Source organism: Paenibacillus sp. 2TAF8, from assembly GCF_052114825.1.
In the GTDB taxonomy this organism is placed as follows: Bacteria; Bacillota; Bacilli; order Paenibacillales; family Paenibacillaceae; genus Paenibacillus.
The window spans coordinates 1-16,681 of record NZ_JBFRFN010000023.1 but is presented as its reverse complement, the minus strand read 5'-3'; the positions used below and the strand labels follow the sequence as shown (position 1 = coordinate 16,681).

Genomic DNA, 16,681 nt, shown 5'->3' with positions numbered 1-16,681 from the left:
TTTAAGAAGGGTGTGTTGATATGAATCCGAAATCTGAGATTAAGCATTCCGCAAAGGATCTACAAATATTGAAACGTACGATCAAGAATACGGTGGAAACCAAGCGGAACATGGAGAAAATAGCGGGTTACGCGACACCGTTGCCAGAGTCGGTCGGAATTAAACTGACGAACCAATGCAACTTGCGCTGCAAACATTGCTATCAATGGAACGACACCGGCTACCATCACTTTATGACACCGGAGCAGCAGCGCGAACAGCTCGACTACGGGCTGCTGGAGAAGCTGATCCTTGAGACGGAACCAGCCAAGTCGAGACTCTATATCTGGGGCGGCGAGCCGCTTGTATACAGTCATTTCGACCGTTTGGCCGATTTGCTTGAAGCCCATCCTCGTGAGACGACGATCTGCACGAACGCGGTGCTGATCGAGCGAAAGCTGGACGCCTTGCTGAGAATCTCCGACAACCTGGAGCTGCTGATTGCGCTTGATGGATTCGAAGAAGAGAATGATGCGCTTCGCGGCAAAGGGGTATTCAACAAGGCGATAGATGCGATCCGGAAGCTGGTCGAGCTACGCAAGGAAAACCGGTTCAGGGGCAAAATTACGATCCATACCGTCGTTAACGATGGTATGACTGACAAGCTTTACGATCTGCTGGACTTTCTGGAGGGCGTCGGTGTAGATATGGTCATGGTCTGCTTCCCGTGGTACATCTCGGACGAATGCACGCAGGGAATGGACAATTACTTTGACGAGAAGTTCGACTTCCTTCCGGCGAGCGAGCACAGGGGCGAACGAAGCTGGCACGCCTTTAACTACAAGCTCGATCCGGAGCGTATCCCTGCTTTGATGAGCGAGTTGGACCGGGTGAATAATCGGGTCTGGAAAATGCGTTTACGCTACCAGCCGAATCTGGATCATGACCAGATTGAAGATTTCGTGCTCGGCAAAGAGGTGAGGGGTAAAGGCACGATGAACAAGAAGTGCCTGGCTCTCTCGAACCGGATGGACATTACGCCCGATGGAACAATTATCGCATGCAAATTTTTCAAGGAGTTCGAGATCGGCAAATTACATGATACGTCTGTACAGGAATTATGGCATAGCATGACCTACAGAAGGATAAGGGAAATGATGGATGAACGACTGACACCGGCTTGTTCCAAGTGCAGTGTCTTGCATTTGCACGGTGTATAACGATTCTAAATTCACATAAATGAGGTGCACAAGTGAGTATTATCCAGATGGAGGGGTTATCCAAAAGCTTCAAGTATTACGAGAAAGAACTGGGGCTCAAAAAATCGCTCAAAAATTTAGTGAGGCGGAAATCACTGATCAAAGAAGCGGTTAGCGAAATATCACTTGTAATCGAGCAGGGTGAGATGGTCGGATTTTTAGGCCCGAACGGTTCCGGCAAAACAACTACGCTTAAGATGCTGTCCGGCATCTTGTATCCGACAAGCGGGCAAGCGACGGTATTAGGCTATGTCCCTTGGGAACGAAAAAAAGAATTCAAGATGCAGTTCTCGATCGTGATGGGGCAGAAATCACAGTTGTGGTGGGATTTACCGGCGAACGAATCGTTGTACCTGAACAAATGCATTTATGAGGTCGAGGATAAGCCCTACAACCTTGTTCTGGATGAGCTTACAGAGATGCTTGACGTTAAAGATCTGCTCAATATTCAGGTGCGGAGACTCTCGCTGGGGGAACGGATGAAGATGGAACTTATTGCGTCGCTCATCCACCGGCCCAAGGTGATTTTCCTGGATGAGCCTACAATCGGACTCGATCTGATCTCGCAGAAGCGTATTCGGGAGTTTCTGAAGTATTATAACGAGCAGACGAAGGCAACGGTCATTCTGACAAGCCACTACATGGCGGATATTGAGGATCTATGCAAACGAGCAATCATCATTAATCAAGGGAAGATCGTATACGACGGCGATCTTCGGCGTGTGAACGAGCTGTTGCATGCCAAAAAGATTATCAAGCTGCAATTTACGGATGAAGTGCCGAGGCAAGCGCTAAGCGACTATGGCACGATTACTCAACATGACGGCATGAATGCCGTCATGGAAATTGATAAGCATGACCTCCAGCGGCTTTCCAAAATGATACTGGACCGGTTCCCGATCCTCGATTTCACAGTTGAAGACATACCTGTCGAGCGAGGCATCGAAAGCTTATATCAGAAAGATGGGGGCAAACATGAAAGCCTTGCAGAAGTATAAAAGGACCTACATCCTTGCGCTTCAGAATGCGATGGAGTACCGGGTGGATTTCCTGATGGGCATTATCAGCGGCGGATTTATCATACTTGTCCAATGCTTCCTTTGGACAGCCGTGTTCCGCAGTTCGCCGCAAGAGATTATTAACGGCTATACGTATTCAGAGATCATCATTTATTCCGTGTTGTCCGGCGTTGTCTCCAAGCTGGTTTCTGCCGGCTTCGAAGGGGAGATCGCGAATGATATCAAGACGGGCGGACTAAGCAAATTTATCGCTCAGCCCATTCATTATTTCAGCTATCGGATATGCAATTTCTTCGGTGAGAAAACGGTCCAAACCGGGGTCGTCCTTGTCTTATTCGTCATACTGATGTCCGTGTTTACTCAGATTTGGGAGTTTCCGCTTAGAGTGGGGCAGATCGTTATGTTCCTGGTCAGTATTTTGTTCGGACTGCTCATCAACTTCCTGCTTTTTTATTCGATTAGTGCGCTCGCGTTCATCATTACTGAGGTTTGGGGCGTTTATATCGCGTTCAACCAAGGCGTCTATCTGCTCAGTGGCGCCATCTTTCCGCTTAATATTTTCGGAGATACGTTTGCCACAATTTCCAGCTATTTACCGTTCCAGTATGTCGTATTCTTCCCGGTTAAGATCATCATCGGGAACCTGGCGGTTCATGAGATCGTGAGCGGGCTCCTATTACAGGCCGTTTGGGTAACGGTGCTTTTGGTCATTTCCAAGTTGGCTTGGGATTCCGGGATGAAGAAATATGTAGCCGTTGGAGGTTAGATCTGTGAGTATCAGCTTGAGTGAGATTCGGAAGCATGTACGTATGTTTTTTATTTTCGCAAAGAACAGTTTGGTCGGTTATATGGAATACAAGGCCAATTTCTACTCTGGGTTGATCATGGAGACCGTATTTCTGTTTTCCAAGCTGATCTATGTTATCTTCGTTTTCCAGCTGGGGATCGAAATTAATGGAATTTCTCCTGACCAGATGATGATCTTCACCGGGACCTATACGATTATGATCGCAATCTATACAGGATTGTTTATGGATAACTTTTATAGATTTTCCGGCCATATCCGCAACGGAACGCTGGACTTGTATATGACGAAGCCGCTATCGCTTCAGTTCATGATTTCATTCCGGAACGTTAACTACGCTTTTCCGATTCCGAACCTGATCGCCGGCATCACGATGATCGTAGTGGCTTGGCGGCGGCTTGGCATCGAGCCAAGCTTTATCCATGTGGCCGGATATATCGGCGTGATCTTGAGCAGTACGATCGTGACCTACTCGGTGCTTCTGCTTCCGCAAATTCTTGCTTTCTGGACGGTGAAGTCCGGTTCGATCTTCGACATAATCGACAAATGTTGGGATTTTAACAATATGCCGATGTACATATACCCCAAATGGCTGCAGAGAATAGGACTGTATGTCGTGCCTATCTTGTTTATTACCAACATGCCGTCGGTTTATTTGATCGACCGCTTGGACTTCTTCCTTGGGATATGGATTTTTATAGCTCCTGTGATATCGCTTCTAGTGGTCAGGCTGTTCTGGAAGCTGGCTGTCAGACACTATGAGAGCGCCAGCAGTTAGAGAGATGCCAAAAACAAAATGGTTGAGAGGGTGAAGTGGATGAGCAGGATGGAGTACAAGAGCTTTTCGCCACAGATAGAGACTACTGCCAAGAAGCAACTGGACAACGGGATCGAAATCTATCAAAACAACGAAGGCGAGACCGAGTTCCTCTACAACGAGATTTTCCAGAAGGAGATGTATTTCAAGCACGGGATTACGCTCCCGGATCATGGCACAGTCATGGACGTCGGGGCTAATATCGGCATGTTCACCCTGTATGTCAGCAGCAAGAGCAACTGCAAGGTATATGCCTTTGAGCCACTGCCTCCGACGTTTGAGCTCTTGAAGATGAATACGAGCTCGCTGCCTCGCGTAACAACGGTTAACGTCGGGCTTTCCAATGAGATCAAGGAAGCGGAGTTTGCCTATTTCCCCACGATGTCCACGGATTCTGTCCAGATCAAATACCGGGAGAACCACGATCTGGATCTCCGATACGGGTTAATCAACCATTACCGGGATCAATTTGACGACCCGCGCATGTTAAACCGGTTTGTGGATCAACTTATGTCGCCGAAGTTTCTGAATGAACAAATCCATCGATGCAAGTTAACTACGATCTCTGAAATGATCCGCTATTACGATATGAACGCCATTGATCTGCTCAAAATCGACGTGGAAAAAAGTGAATTTGAGGTCTTGGAAGGCATAGAGCCGGAGGATTGGGGCAAAATCAGGCAAATTGTAATGGAGGTACATGGACTGGACGGAGAACAGATCAGCAGGCTTGAGAACATCTTCCGCACCAACGGCTTCAAGGTCTGGATCGATTACTATGAAGATTTGAATATCCCCAATTACTTTAATGTGTACGCGTTAAATCAAATGCATACACCGTCTGAGTGGTAGTCATGCTACAGCATCTGCATGCAAGGTTGGTATGCTCCAGTTGTAAGGGGATGCTGGTCCAGTCGGAGGCGTTGCTGCAATGCTGCAACTGCGATGCGGTATATACGATCGATGATCGTTATGTATCAATGCTTGACCGGCGTGAGCAGGTTGCCCACTCTTCCGAATGGAACCGGAAAGAGGCTGAAATTCGGGATTATAGCGAGATTTCCAACTCCCTTGCGCTGTCCGGTATAGGCCGATTCGCCACCTTCTTAAATTATGGTTACGTCCCGGATGGGAGTGAGCAACATGCGGTAATCGAGCCCGATGATGCATGGAATAGAAACTCAGTCAAGCTGCTGCTTGAGACAGTGGGCAGGACGGAGATTCGGGGGCGGCAGGTAATCGACATCGGATGCGGCAGGGGAGGAAACATAGCAGCTCTGTCTAAATATTTCAAGCCGCTGTATATTGTCGGTCTCGACATCTGCCCGGCGAATATTACCTATTGCAATGCCAAATCCCGAGGGGGTGAATCGTTCTATCTCGTCGGCGATGCGGAGAATATCCCGTTTGCAGACGAGAGCTTCGATGTGGTGTTAAATATAGAATCTGCACATGCCTATCCGAATCGATCACGATTCTATGAAGAGGTGTACCGGATCATGAGAGGTGGCGGCGTATTTCTGTATACGGAGCTGATGCTGGGAGATCAGGTGGCGCAGAACGTCAGGCTGTTAGAGGAAGTAGGCCTGTCTGTAATCCGCAATCAGGATGTGACTTCGAATGTTCTTCTATCATGTGATGAGAGTGCGAAGCAGCGTACTGGCACACAAGGGATTGCGAGCAACGCCAAAGCGAGCACGAATATTGGAGATATTAATGATTTCATCTCATTGCCCGGCTCGAAGAAATATGAAGAGATGAAGGCAGGAACGCGGCAATACCGTATGATGAACCTTGTTAAGAGGTAATATAGCCGTAATATCAACAATAATTTTGGGCGTGTTTGAAAACCCTGAAGGCGGCAAAAGATGTACTTCAGTAGGTTTCAAGACACATCCTAGTATAGGAGAACTTTTGTATGGAAGAAATGATTTCCCTGGACACCTTTCAGCCCTTCGACGGCATGACAAAAATGTTTCCACATCATAATTTTCCTTATTTTAATTGCGGCTACAATTTGTTGTTGACACTTGCCAGATACTTTAAAAAAGATGAGTTGCCGATTTTGAATAATGTCATTACTATTTATAGATTTGATAAACAAAAAATACAAACAAGAGGATATTTCAAGTTAGAGGTGTTTGATCTTGAGGAGGGAGATCAGATTCTTGAGGAAATGGGGATCTCTATTCGTAAAAAATCCCCTGCACTAGATACGTTACAAGATGAGATCATAAACTCTATTTCTAGTGGTCATCCGATTTCCATATTTATTGATTTATTTTATCAACGCGGGAGAGACTTTTACTATAACAAAAAACATGGACTGCACCCTGTTTTTGTCTATGGCTTCAATCTTGCGAACCAGGAAATATATACGGTTGATGATATTACGGAATACAGACAATATTCTCTGCCATTTTCAGAATTTAAATCGTCATGCATGACTTCAGAACACGTAAAGATGCCAAACTACTTTTGGGAATATGCGCTAGTGCCCCCAGGTAGTCATGAAATCTTGAACAATAAGAATTCAGCACACACAACCATCAATACATTCGTAGAAAATATGTGCAGGTATCAAAATGAAATAACGGAAAGTTTGAATAATATACTGTTGCTCGCAGAAAATTACGAGCTCATTATACAAAATGAAACGATTATAGAAACACTGAGCAGTACGATTTATAGAAAATGTTCTGAGAAATACAGGTTAAATACGCTCTATAAGTACAACATTGATCATATCAATGCAAAACATACGCTTGACCCGTTATTGGACCAAATTATTCATGACTGGAAGACAGTAAGGATCTATTCGAATAAAGCCATCATGTCCCAAAAGTACACTGGGGAAATCATAGACAAGTGCATTGGTTTAATTACAAAAATATATACGAATGAAGTGCATTTTCATAATCAATTATTTTTAATGTTAAAGGCTTTCAGGTAAAATCACATCTAATCTTGCTAAAAATGAGCCACATCAACAGGCATACTGTGCATTCGTCTTTTCATCGTATGAAAACCGCCCCGAACAGAGAATCGGCCACCGTTGTCTGCATCAACATGTTAAACACAAACGGCAGAGATGCCGTTTTTTTTTTTGATTTGTTATAGCACACTAGTCATGTGGAATCAGGGATCTTCCAATACTAAACGTATCTAGAAGCTCGTCTATCGTGTGGTTTTTGAACTCACGTCCACGGTACAGAGTATTGTTCATAGTTATTCTGGATGATAGCTACTATCCTACTATCGTCTCATGGTCAACGCGGTTTGCTCCTTGAATGAAACAGTTGCATTCTATTGCTCGATCCCGCGGTCTAGAGCCGAAGCAGTGAGGTCGTATGTCTCTACAATGGCAGCTGTGGGCTTGCTGTTTTCGCCCCTATTTTTATGTCCAACTAAGTGTAGCCGATCCATTGTAATTAAACTTTATAAAAGATGTTGAAAGAGTTAAAGGATAAAGGTACTATTTGCTAATAGGACAAAATACATAGGTAAAAAGGAGCAATACTTGATGTCTACTCAAGCTTTAACTAAAACAGTAAATAAAGTAAAGGTAAAGCCACTAAAGAATAGGCTAGGAGCTGCTATTGTCTCAATGATTTTGGGTATTATATCTGCCATTTTCGTTGTCTTAGCAATTGTAGCAGAGGTGGTTACATCTGCAAGTGGAGCAGGTTTAACATTTTTTATTATCGCAGGTATTTCCTCATTGGTGGGTTTTCCACTAGGATTAAGTGCAATAAAGTCATCTAAAGGAAGAGGAATGGCAATTGCAGGAATAACTTTAACGATTCTACCTTTTTTATTGATGGTGGCTGCTCTTGTTATAATACTAATGTATATGTTTCTCTAATAATGGCGGTTGGGTTTAGGTACTAATTTCGAGGAAAAATCCCCTCTGTAAAGGGGGGATGATATCAACAACAAAGGGAATAGAGCAATGTAATAAAATATAAGATGATAAATAACGATAAAAATCTCAGTTGTTGTGCGTACATTAGTAGAGTTTTATAGACAGGTTTTGAGAACGAACGTATAGTTATTACCATTTTTAAATGGGGGCAACGGAGCGGGTAATGTCCCGCTTTTTTTTGACCGTAAGTTTGAAAAGGGGTGGCTGACAACAGTCGCTCTTTTATATACCCCCACCCAGGGGCTAGTGAGAAAGTAGATTGTCAACATCAAATCAGACCACTTTTTCAAGGGCTTTCTGGCGATACTGAACAGGCGTCAAAGACCTAGCGAACCATAAAATCAAGATTCATTTAGAAGGGAATCAAAAGAAGTGCAACGTGATAATAGAACTACATACAATCAGCCTAATAGATCATCCGCACAAACTAACAGGGCTGTTAGCGGTCAATCTAGGGCGAATAGTCCCCAAGCAAGTAGTACAAAGAGTGCAAATGCAGTTGTTTGTCGTAAGTGCAAGTCACAGCAAATTGTAGCCAATAAAAAGGGATACAGCTTTGTGAAATTGTTTAAAACGCTGGGATGGATGGGGTTATTTCCTCTCATATTAGTGGTGGTAGGTGCGGTGATGGCTTTTATTATCAATCGAATGTGAGAATCGAAAGTGGTATAAGCAGCACAGGAAGTGATTCTATGGAAGTTCTACTTTTTATCATAGGCATTATTTGTTGGATATCCGTTAGTTTGTCCTTACCTGTAGGTATATTAGTCGGGTTCATTGGTAGAAGTGAAATCGTTAACGGCTGTATGAACTGTAGTTTCAAATGGAGACCTGCTAAGAGGAAGTGAAATTGATGGGGTGAATTTTTACATAACTGACTCCCTTATTGATGTGTAATGAGAAAGTTGCAATATTTTTGCTAAGTATGGACTTTTTTGTATAATGAAGTTGTGAGCATTTAAAAGCCCGTAGGCTTCCATCCATCATTTTTGGTTAGTGGTCGTTTCATGTTTTATTAGGGTGAACGAGCCGTCTTCTGTGTCAGCAGGGACGGCTTTTCTTTTGATTGAATAATTATTTTAGGTTCAAAAAGGGTATGCTCTCGAGGTAGAATTACCTGTGACGTTAATTATGATAATGATTGTGAGTTAATCTAAGACTATATAGTTGTATTCAAAAGAAAGTTGTACACGAACTGAAGGCTAAGATGGATAAAGAGCTAAAATTTTTTAGCAATGTCATTATACAAAAATTATAAAGTATATAGAATGTTCTAACGCTCTGAGATTTGCTGTTCCTCGCTATTAATGGATGAGTGATTTATCGTCTGTATAAAAAACACAGAAACCTCATACGTTAAAGAGGAAGCTAGTCTTAGCCGCCCCTTTCAAAATGCTATTCCCGTAACTTGTATTTAATGTTTCTCAACACATTTGGAGTCGGTTGCTTTATTGATGCGGGAGTAGTGTAAACATCTCAAGAAGTTGACCGAAGAATATCAAGGTCGTGTTAAAACTTATATAGCTGCCTCAAAAAGCCGAGCGAAACTCAGGTATACAATCCTGTTTTCCTTGGCTTTTATCTTTGGTCTGGTCGCATACCCGTCAATCACGATAATAGACTCTCTTATTAGCTTGGTTGGCGTTTCATTTATACGCTTAGATTAAGGATTAGTGGATTGATTACTACAATCATATTTAATACTCATATATATAATTATATACTATTGAATAAAAGTCTTTAATTGTGTTATTATACTGCTAGAATAAAAAATATACTAAAGTAAAGAGGGGGCGCTATGGAAAAGATTGATCAATTGATTGAAGAAGTGAGAAGCATGAAGGATATGATTCAGGAATTGCTTCGATCGAATCAAATGGGTGTCCATTCTAACAACGAAATTAAACAGCTCTTACTTGGACATCTGGAACAATCAGAACATACGTCGATTGAGGATGTCTCTGCCAATGTTTCTGTACAAAATTTAATGGCATTGGAAGCTACACATGAAAATGCTAATGCTGATCTTTTCAAAAGGATTACCAACGTTTATTTCAAAGAGGAGATTAAACGTATTGAGTCTAATAACGTGCGTAAATCAGCACGTAGAGTGTCGGTTGAAGTAGGAGGAGCTATGTGTGAGTTTCTAACTCAACAATTACATGACACAGGGCTTAGTTTTAATCGTTATGCTGATGGATTAATCATCGTATCGTCCAAAGAAACTCAAATTGGTGCTATCAAGATATTATCCGATCTTGGCTTTTATCGTGGAGAGCAGTGGTTTGAATTCGCTAATGAAATTGTGAAGCATTGCAAATCAAAGTACGATATTACGAACAAACGAATTTTCTTTGTCATTACCTCACTTCGAAATGGATTGGATCAAAAATATGTTGTTAATCTTCTTGGCAGGGAGATTCGATCAAATTTGGAATTTATGAAAAATCGAAATTTAGTGAACGAATACGTAGAAAAATTTACTGATTTGACAATGTCCCTGACAGACCCCAGAAAACAGATATATGTTATGGCATCGGAGCTCCACCCCAATGTTGTTGCAGATGATTTACACAAAATGAATGATGAACAGAGACGGGAGGCATTTAAGCAAATCGAGGAATATGATTGGATTTCTGATATAAACGGATTATTAGTGGAATTGCGACGTCTGGCTTTAAGTAGTGATTAAGTACCCTTTGTAGCGAGTGAATTTGTGGTAGTTAATCATTTGAGTTACAACGATTGATTAAGTCGTATTATAAAAATAGAGAGGAAAGTGAAAAATATGTCAAAACATTACACAACCGATGAGAAGGTATTGCTTGATTGGATAACTTCCAAAATTTCTCATCCCGATGAAATGCCAGCGATTACTCCAGCATTAGCAATAATTCTAGGTCGGACTGATGTTGCGATACGGCACCAAATTGAAGATAGAAAAAAGTCACAAGGTTTCTCAGGATGGATATTTCCAAACTAATATTCTAAAACGAGTTTATTTTCGAAAACAAGTCGATCTGATTCAGGGTTATTCACTACTTAAATACAATTGAATAGCCCTGAAAAATGAGCATACTTGATCAATTGATAGCCGAGGAAGAAACAATCAAACTAAAGCAGAGGATGTACTCGTTATTGAAGATCATTTTAAAAGGATTCCGACTAAGAGAAGATTCAACAATCGTTTGAGTGATATTTTGTATATTAGTGGTCCTATATTCCTTAGTTTAGCTCTACTATGTAAGTGCAAATCCACAGTTAATCTATTAAAAACACTTCTTATGAAGCAACAGCCTAAGAAGGAATTGAGAAAGGAAGACACAGATGAATCGGACGTATTTATATAACTATATTGAAGAAAAATTAATAGTATTGGCTACTAAGTTAAAGTTGCGAGGAAAACTAAATATATTAGATCTAAATATTCATTCCGAAATGTTTTTTTCCGATTTGCTTGAACTTGTGTATGATTATAAATTGGTCAATCTAAATACGTACAAACCAAATGCTGAGGGTATTGACTTAATAGACAAAGAAAAAAAGATAATTGCTCAGGTATCATCGACATGTAGCAAAAAGAAAGTTGAAGATTCATTAAATAAAGAGATATTAACAGAATACCAGGGTTACCGATTTAAGTTTATATCAATAGCAGATGATGCAACAAATTTAAGAAATAAGACCTTTACAAACCCATATGGGATATTATTCTCTCCTGTTGATGATATATTAGATATTTTTAAGATAATGAATATTGTAATACATAAGTCAATCAATGAACAAGAAAAGATATATTCTTTTATAAAGAAAGAACTAGGGACGGAATTAGAGGGTATTAACTTTACAGCACAACAAAGTTCTTATGCAAGTGAGTTTGCTGAAAATATGAAAGATGTTTTCGTTAAAACAAATATATTTGATACTGGATTAGAGGTATTAAAACATTCGAATATATTAATTTTAGAGGGACAATCTGGTATTGGGAAAACATCGACAGCAATGATGATAGCTAATTCTCTTGTAAGTAAAAGTAATTTTTCCAAGTTAACTAGTATAGATGGTTCAGATAAATTGGGATCGAAAAGTATTGAGGATTTCCTTAAGAGTCTAAAAAAATCTGCTAAAGAAGATGAAGTTATAATTTTTGATGATTTTTTAGGTAAAACGAAATTAAATGGATCTGAAGATTATTTGTTACAAATTGAAGAGTTATTAAAGTTTATGAAACAATGTAAAACTAAAAAAATTGTTTTTACTACTCGAACTACAATATTTGAAAACTCTAAGAAGCTAAATGAAAGCCTCGCTCAATTTTTTGAATACGATACGAAAGTGTTGTCAGTTTCAGAAGAATATGTTATAGATGATCGGATTAACATTTTTGGTAAGTATATTTTGAAAAATGATATTAAAGAGAAAATTGGTTTTTTGCTAAATGATAAAAAAACACTTTATGCAACCATTCAGCATGTGAACTTCAGTCCTTTGATAATTGAAAGAGCTACTTCTGATTGCAAATCGAAAGAACCAGAGCAGATTGGGGAGACTATATTAAACCATCTTGATAATCCAAATTTTATATGGGAAAAAGAAGTTAGCGCTTTGGATAATAATGCTTTAAACTATATATTTGTTCTTTATTCACTCTCAGATACATTTGTTGAACAGAGATTTGTTGATGAATGTTTTGAAAAGTTCAATAAAACAATGGGAATTAAGAAAATTGAGGACCTCAATGACACAAAGAGAGGATTGAAAGCACTACTTTCTTATGATAACGGAAATAATATTTCATTTAGACATCCCTCTATAATTGATTATTTGTCTAAAAAAATATATCAGGTCAAAGAGAATCTTATTTCATCAGCGGTATTTTATGAACAAATTGAGAGATTGGATGAAACTAAGGAGGAAATTAATAGGCTATTACTAAATCCTCAAGAATTTTTTGAACTTAAAGTTTTACCGTTTAAATATATGAATGATAAACTTGAACTTCCAAATACGATATGTATATCGTATTTAAAAAGTATATTTGAATGTAATTTTCAGAATAAGCAATATGAGAATATTATAAATGAGGTTTTAAAAATAGTATTCCAACACGGTCACATATTGTTAATGTGGGCCTCAGAAATAGTTATTAATACTCTAAATTTGAAATACTTTAACATGAGCGAGATAATAAACAATGAAAAATATATGGAAATGTTATATCGTGCTTCGAACTCAGAGAATATATGGGAACTTATTCAGGTTACTGAGGAAAAAGATGAACAAGGTTATGATTTTGATAAGATGAAGAAATATGTTCAAACCGAATTATTGAGAAAACTGGAGGATACCGCCTCGTGGGCTTGTGAAGAAGAAATTGCATCTTGTTTTGAGACATATATGAATGATTCCATTGATAATTATTCTGATGAGGAAGATTATGAAGTAATAGCCTGTGAGATTATCAATAATATTATTGAAGATATTGATGCGGTGCAGATTGGGCGAGAAAGCATGAAAAAAATAGCGAAAAAAATAGGTTTGTATAATGTCAACTATAACAGTGTAGACTATGATTTATACAATCACGAAAGTTTGGTAGATGATTATGCAATAAACTTAATTGAGGAATACTTTCTCTATAAATAGAGATCAGAGATATAAAAGTGTGAAAGAGTCTTTATGTGGAGTCGATTCTAATGATTTACTTCATAAAAACTCTTCTATGATGTAGCAAATGGTAAGCTCATTGCTCCGCTGGCAATCAGGTTTCAATATCTCTTTGTTGATGAAGTTCAAGATACCGATCTCTTGCAGGAAAGAGTTATTGACCATTTGCTTTATCATCTCATACATATATTAGTTCTTGTTGATCGTAAACGGGCAATCTATGGATTTCTCGGCGCAGATGAGTTAATTATAAAAAAAGATGGCTGATGAGAATAATGTACCTATGTTGTCTTTAAACGCATTACACCGTCAACTAAGCCACTAAATGAAGCGCAATCGGCATTATTTGGAGGTATGGGCGATCGATACGATGTGATTCAAGCCGTATTAGTCACCCTGGATAAGGCTCAGATGGCTTTTTCCCATTTCAGTATATTCACGTTTATAGTAAAGATAAAAAAGAGTGCTTATTAGAATCAATCCATAATGTATCTAAGCCAAGAGGTATTGCTTTTCTCGTTCGGAAGAGTTATAACTTCCGAAGAAGTAAAAAATTGAAGGATTGGTCAAGTATATGTCGAAATATAATTTGGGACAAAAGGAACAAATGAATTGTTTGTTAACGATGAATGAGCTATGTGAAGAAATAGCAGATGAAAGTGAAAATATGGAATCTAGTTCTGTGGAGGCAATAAGAAATAAGTTTAAGAATTCTGATCGAAGTGGAATCATAAATAAATTGGAAAAAATGTTGGGTTTTTATATTGAAGATTTTGAGGATAAATATAGTCGTCTAAAACTTCTGAAATACTTATACAATATAGAGAAAAAGGGGGATAGTAAATCCAAAGGTGGGTTTGCTAAAAAAACCAGAGTTAGAATTATAGACATAATAAATAAGCCTAGATTAGATAACATTGCAACAGATATAACGACCAAAAGTGCGTATGGTGAGATTACTTCAATGTTAAAGAATAATATTGCCATAGAAATTGAAGAGGATACCAGAAAAAAGAAACACGATTTTTTTGAATTTTTCAATTCATATTGGGATCAAATAATCACAAAATTATTTGATTACGTTATATCTCAGGGTGCATTGCATAATCCAGAGGCAGCAGTAAAAGAATTAGAGAGAATTAAGTCATTTCTCGAGACCAGAGTTTTAAGTAGACTTCCTGATGAAAATTTAAAACTCCCGTATAGGGAGTCACCTTTTGAAATATTTTATAATATATTGCTGTCTCATGAAGTACTTTGTAATGATGCAGACCGTTTAAATATTAATTATCAAATTTCTTTGGATATTCCGCCTACAAAACAGTATAATGAAATTTTTAAAAAACATGAAGCACAGTGGGTTATAAAAGCAGAAAGAATACCCGAAATGCTTGAAAGAATTTGTAGTGACAGGCCTATTGAAGATAGCCAGCTTGACATAATAAAAGAGATGCTTACTGGAAAAACGTTACTAGATAAGATTGATATAAAAAATCTTAAATTTGCATTTAAATATGTCGAGACTTTATTGAGATGGCTTGAAAATGTTAAGAACGTTGAATTTTTAGAGGAGTATCACTTAGCTATTTTCACTACTGCAATACAAGAATTGATATCTGTAAAAACAAATAAAGATAAGTTTGTGAATGACTTTTACGGAAATAAGTATAGAGATAAGTCAATGATTTCTGTATTGAAAAACGGAGAAGAAGTAGATGCGGTGATTAAGAAAGCATGGATTACTAAATTAGAAAACAGATATGCATCTAATTTAGGTGTTTATGAGCTTATCAGAACCAAACGATCAGTTGAGAATGTAATTTTTGAAATAAAGAAAAAGCTGTTTATCTATCAAAATATGGAGGAACTCGAAGTTGCTAATAAAATGATCCTTTCTTTTGTATCTAGAAGTTTAATAAGTAGAGATGTGGCTTGGGACATAAGTGGAAAATTCGGAGAGCTTATTAATAAATATTGTAGTGAGTATAGATTTATTATTCGTGATAGAGGAATTAATGTTTTGGATATGTTCCGAGAATTTTTATTTTATGAGAAGACGATGGAAAAAGTAGCTCATGATATTGGCAATATGATTCGCGATTTTGAGTCTGAGCAAGCCGTCAATGATTACAGTTATATTGTTGCAAGAGAAATGTGCTACACTTTCGAAATACAATTAAGTAATACTTATAGGAAAGAATTCCTTTTTAAGTTTATTGTTGATCGAAAAAATAAGGTATTAGAGGGTTTGAATTTTTTGGAAGTGGTCAGTGATGAAGAATCACAAAAAAAAATAAAGCTAGGTCTTGGAAGGTTTATCATCGGTTGAAGTCTTGAAGGACTCTCAGAAGAAAAATGAGAGTTCTTTTTTTTACGTGTTACTTACATACGATTAATCACTCAAATGATATTTTAATACTACGCCTGTTAATCAAACTATAAAAACGAGAGCGAGGAAGTAACAATGGGGAAAATGAAACGAAACAAAGAAATAATAGCACAGGTAAATCAAAGACTGAGGGACTTCAATATTGATAACCTGTTATTGTTTGAACCTATCGAAAATGCCTTCAAAAACCGACCGAGATACGGGGTTTATAAAGATGGAACACGGAGATTTTCTGCATTTCTGTGGGAACTTAATATAATGCAAAAAAATGAATTAGCCATTGAAATTGATTCAAGAATCAATAAAGCGCGAAAACACTTTGAAATCTAAATAGTAACACAAAAAATTGGGTATCTTGATTACAGGCGAGAAATTCTACGTTAGTTTAACCATGAGCAATACTATGTCTAGAGTTAACAGCATTGGTCAGTTGTACAAGAGCTGTAATTTATTCGGAATTATAGAGGGAGACCCTATCAACTCTGAGCAATTCATCATGGTAAAATTGAAACAAGAATACAGAAACCAATAAAAAATAGCGGCGTAGGGACTTACCTCCCTTACATCGCTATTTTTTATTATTGGATTGTCAACATTAAATCAGACCACTTTTTAAGGGCTTCTTGGCGATACTGAACAGGCGTCAAATATCCCAGCGATCCATGAATTCGMTGCCTGTTAAACCAGTTGACGTAGTCGTATAATTCCAGTTCTAAATGACGAAGGCTTCTAAATTCCATCTGGTACATAAACTCCGTTTTCATGACCTTGTAGGTGGCTTCGGCCACGGCATTATCGTAGGGACATCCTTTCTTGCTGAG

General features: G+C 38.6%; 15 protein-coding genes. 14 read left to right on the top strand and 1 reads right to left on the bottom strand.

What is annotated here, in order from left to right; all coding sequences use genetic code 11:
- Positions 1–20 precede the first annotated feature (20 nt).
- The 14 genes from AB4Z30_RS24710 (at position 21) to AB4Z30_RS24645 (ending at position 16,190) form a co-directional block, all read left to right on the top strand.
- On the top strand, positions 21–1,199 hold the full coding sequence (locus tag AB4Z30_RS24710; RefSeq protein WP_441930088.1) for a radical SAM protein: 1,179 nt from the start codon (positions 21–23) through the stop codon (positions 1,197–1,199).
- Between the two features lie 32 nt (positions 1,200–1,231).
- Positions 1,232–2,236 carry an ABC transporter ATP-binding protein gene (locus AB4Z30_RS24705; RefSeq protein WP_441930087.1) on the top strand — a complete coding sequence of 335 codons (1,005 nt, stop codon included), beginning with the start codon at positions 1,232–1,234 and terminating at the stop codon, positions 2,234–2,236.
- Entirely contained in the window at positions 2,214–3,023 is an 810-nt protein-coding gene (locus tag AB4Z30_RS24700) for an ABC transporter permease (protein WP_441930086.1), read from the top strand. The genes AB4Z30_RS24705 and AB4Z30_RS24700 overlap by 23 nt, the downstream gene beginning before the upstream one ends.
- 4 nt (positions 3,024–3,027) lie before the next feature.
- A complete protein-coding gene (locus AB4Z30_RS24695; protein WP_441930085.1) occupies positions 3,028–3,840 on the top strand; it encodes an ABC transporter permease in 813 nt (270 codons plus the stop codon).
- 39 nt (positions 3,841–3,879) lie between these two features.
- Entirely contained in the window at positions 3,880–4,731 is an 852-nt protein-coding gene (locus tag AB4Z30_RS24690) for an FkbM family methyltransferase (RefSeq protein WP_441930084.1), read from the top strand.
- 50 nt (positions 4,732–4,781) lie between these two features.
- Positions 4,782–5,687, top strand: a complete 906-nt coding sequence (locus AB4Z30_RS24685; RefSeq protein WP_441930083.1) for a class I SAM-dependent methyltransferase — start codon at positions 4,782–4,784, stop codon at positions 5,685–5,687.
- A 110-nt stretch (positions 5,688–5,797) separates the two neighbouring features.
- Positions 5,798–6,832 (top strand): hypothetical protein, encoded by a 1,035-nt coding sequence (locus AB4Z30_RS24680; RefSeq protein ID WP_441930082.1) that lies wholly within the window; start codon positions 5,798–5,800, stop codon positions 6,830–6,832.
- Positions 6,833–7,402: 570 nt separating this feature from the next.
- Positions 7,403–7,744 carry a hypothetical protein gene (locus AB4Z30_RS24675; protein ID WP_441930081.1) on the top strand — a complete coding sequence of 114 codons (342 nt, stop codon included), beginning with the start codon at positions 7,403–7,405 and terminating at the stop codon, positions 7,742–7,744.
- 1,858 nt (positions 7,745–9,602) lie between these two features.
- Positions 9,603–10,496, top strand: coding sequence for a hypothetical protein (locus AB4Z30_RS24670; RefSeq protein WP_441930080.1), 894 nt, complete (start codon positions 9,603–9,605; stop codon positions 10,494–10,496).
- Positions 10,497–10,592: 96 nt separating this feature from the next.
- Entirely contained in the window at positions 10,593–10,787 is a 195-nt protein-coding gene (locus AB4Z30_RS24665) for a hypothetical protein (protein ID WP_441930079.1), read from the top strand.
- Between the two features lie 344 nt (positions 10,788–11,131).
- Complete coding sequence (locus AB4Z30_RS24660; protein ID WP_441930078.1) at positions 11,132–13,450, top strand: SMEK domain-containing protein; 2,319 nt, start codon at positions 11,132–11,134, stop codon at positions 13,448–13,450.
- Between the two features lie 99 nt (positions 13,451–13,549).
- Positions 13,550–13,738, top strand: coding sequence for a UvrD-helicase domain-containing protein (locus tag AB4Z30_RS24655; protein ID WP_441930139.1), 189 nt, complete (start codon positions 13,550–13,552; stop codon positions 13,736–13,738).
- A 307-nt stretch (positions 13,739–14,045) separates the two neighbouring features.
- The gene (locus tag AB4Z30_RS24650) at positions 14,046–15,800 is read left to right on the top strand and encodes a hypothetical protein (RefSeq protein ID WP_441930076.1); all 1,755 of its coding nucleotides are present in this window, start codon (positions 14,046–14,048) and stop codon (positions 15,798–15,800) included.
- Positions 15,801–15,935: 135 nt separating this feature from the next.
- Positions 15,936–16,190 (top strand): hypothetical protein, encoded by a 255-nt coding sequence (locus AB4Z30_RS24645; RefSeq protein ID WP_441930075.1) that lies wholly within the window; start codon positions 15,936–15,938, stop codon positions 16,188–16,190.
- A 248-nt stretch (positions 16,191–16,438) separates the two neighbouring features.
- Here AB4Z30_RS24645 and AB4Z30_RS24640 read toward each other — a convergent pair.
- A partial coding sequence (locus AB4Z30_RS24640) for an IS3 family transposase (RefSeq protein WP_441930074.1) occupies positions 16,439–16,681 on the bottom strand: 243 nt, incomplete at its 5' end.

Bases quoted from the DNA above. Each gene is read 5' to 3' on its own strand.
- AB4Z30_RS24650 (WP_441930076.1), top strand. From the start codon at position 14,046: ATGTCGAAATATAATTTGGGACAAAAGGAACAAATGAATTGTTTGTTA.
- AB4Z30_RS24685 (WP_441930083.1), top strand. From the start codon at position 4,782: ATGCTGGTCCAGTCGGAGGCGTTGCTGCAATGCTGCAACTGCGATGCG.
- AB4Z30_RS24710 (WP_441930088.1), top strand. From the start codon at position 21: ATGAATCCGAAATCTGAGATTAAGCATTCCGCAAAGGATCTACAAATA.
- AB4Z30_RS24690 (WP_441930084.1), top strand. From the start codon at position 3,880: ATGAGCAGGATGGAGTACAAGAGCTTTTCGCCACAGATAGAGACTACT.
- AB4Z30_RS24680 (WP_441930082.1), top strand. From the start codon at position 5,798: ATGGAAGAAATGATTTCCCTGGACACCTTTCAGCCCTTCGACGGCATG.
- AB4Z30_RS24700 (WP_441930086.1), top strand. From the start codon at position 2,214: ATGAAAGCCTTGCAGAAGTATAAAAGGACCTACATCCTTGCGCTTCAG.
- AB4Z30_RS24660 (WP_441930078.1), top strand. From the start codon at position 11,132: ATGAATCGGACGTATTTATATAACTATATTGAAGAAAAATTAATAGTA.
- AB4Z30_RS24675 (WP_441930081.1), top strand. From the start codon at position 7,403: ATGTCTACTCAAGCTTTAACTAAAACAGTAAATAAAGTAAAGGTAAAG.
- AB4Z30_RS24670 (WP_441930080.1), top strand. From the start codon at position 9,603: ATGGAAAAGATTGATCAATTGATTGAAGAAGTGAGAAGCATGAAGGAT.
- AB4Z30_RS24645 (WP_441930075.1), top strand. From the start codon at position 15,936: ATGGGGAAAATGAAACGAAACAAAGAAATAATAGCACAGGTAAATCAA.
- AB4Z30_RS24665 (WP_441930079.1), top strand. From the start codon at position 10,593: ATGTCAAAACATTACACAACCGATGAGAAGGTATTGCTTGATTGGATA.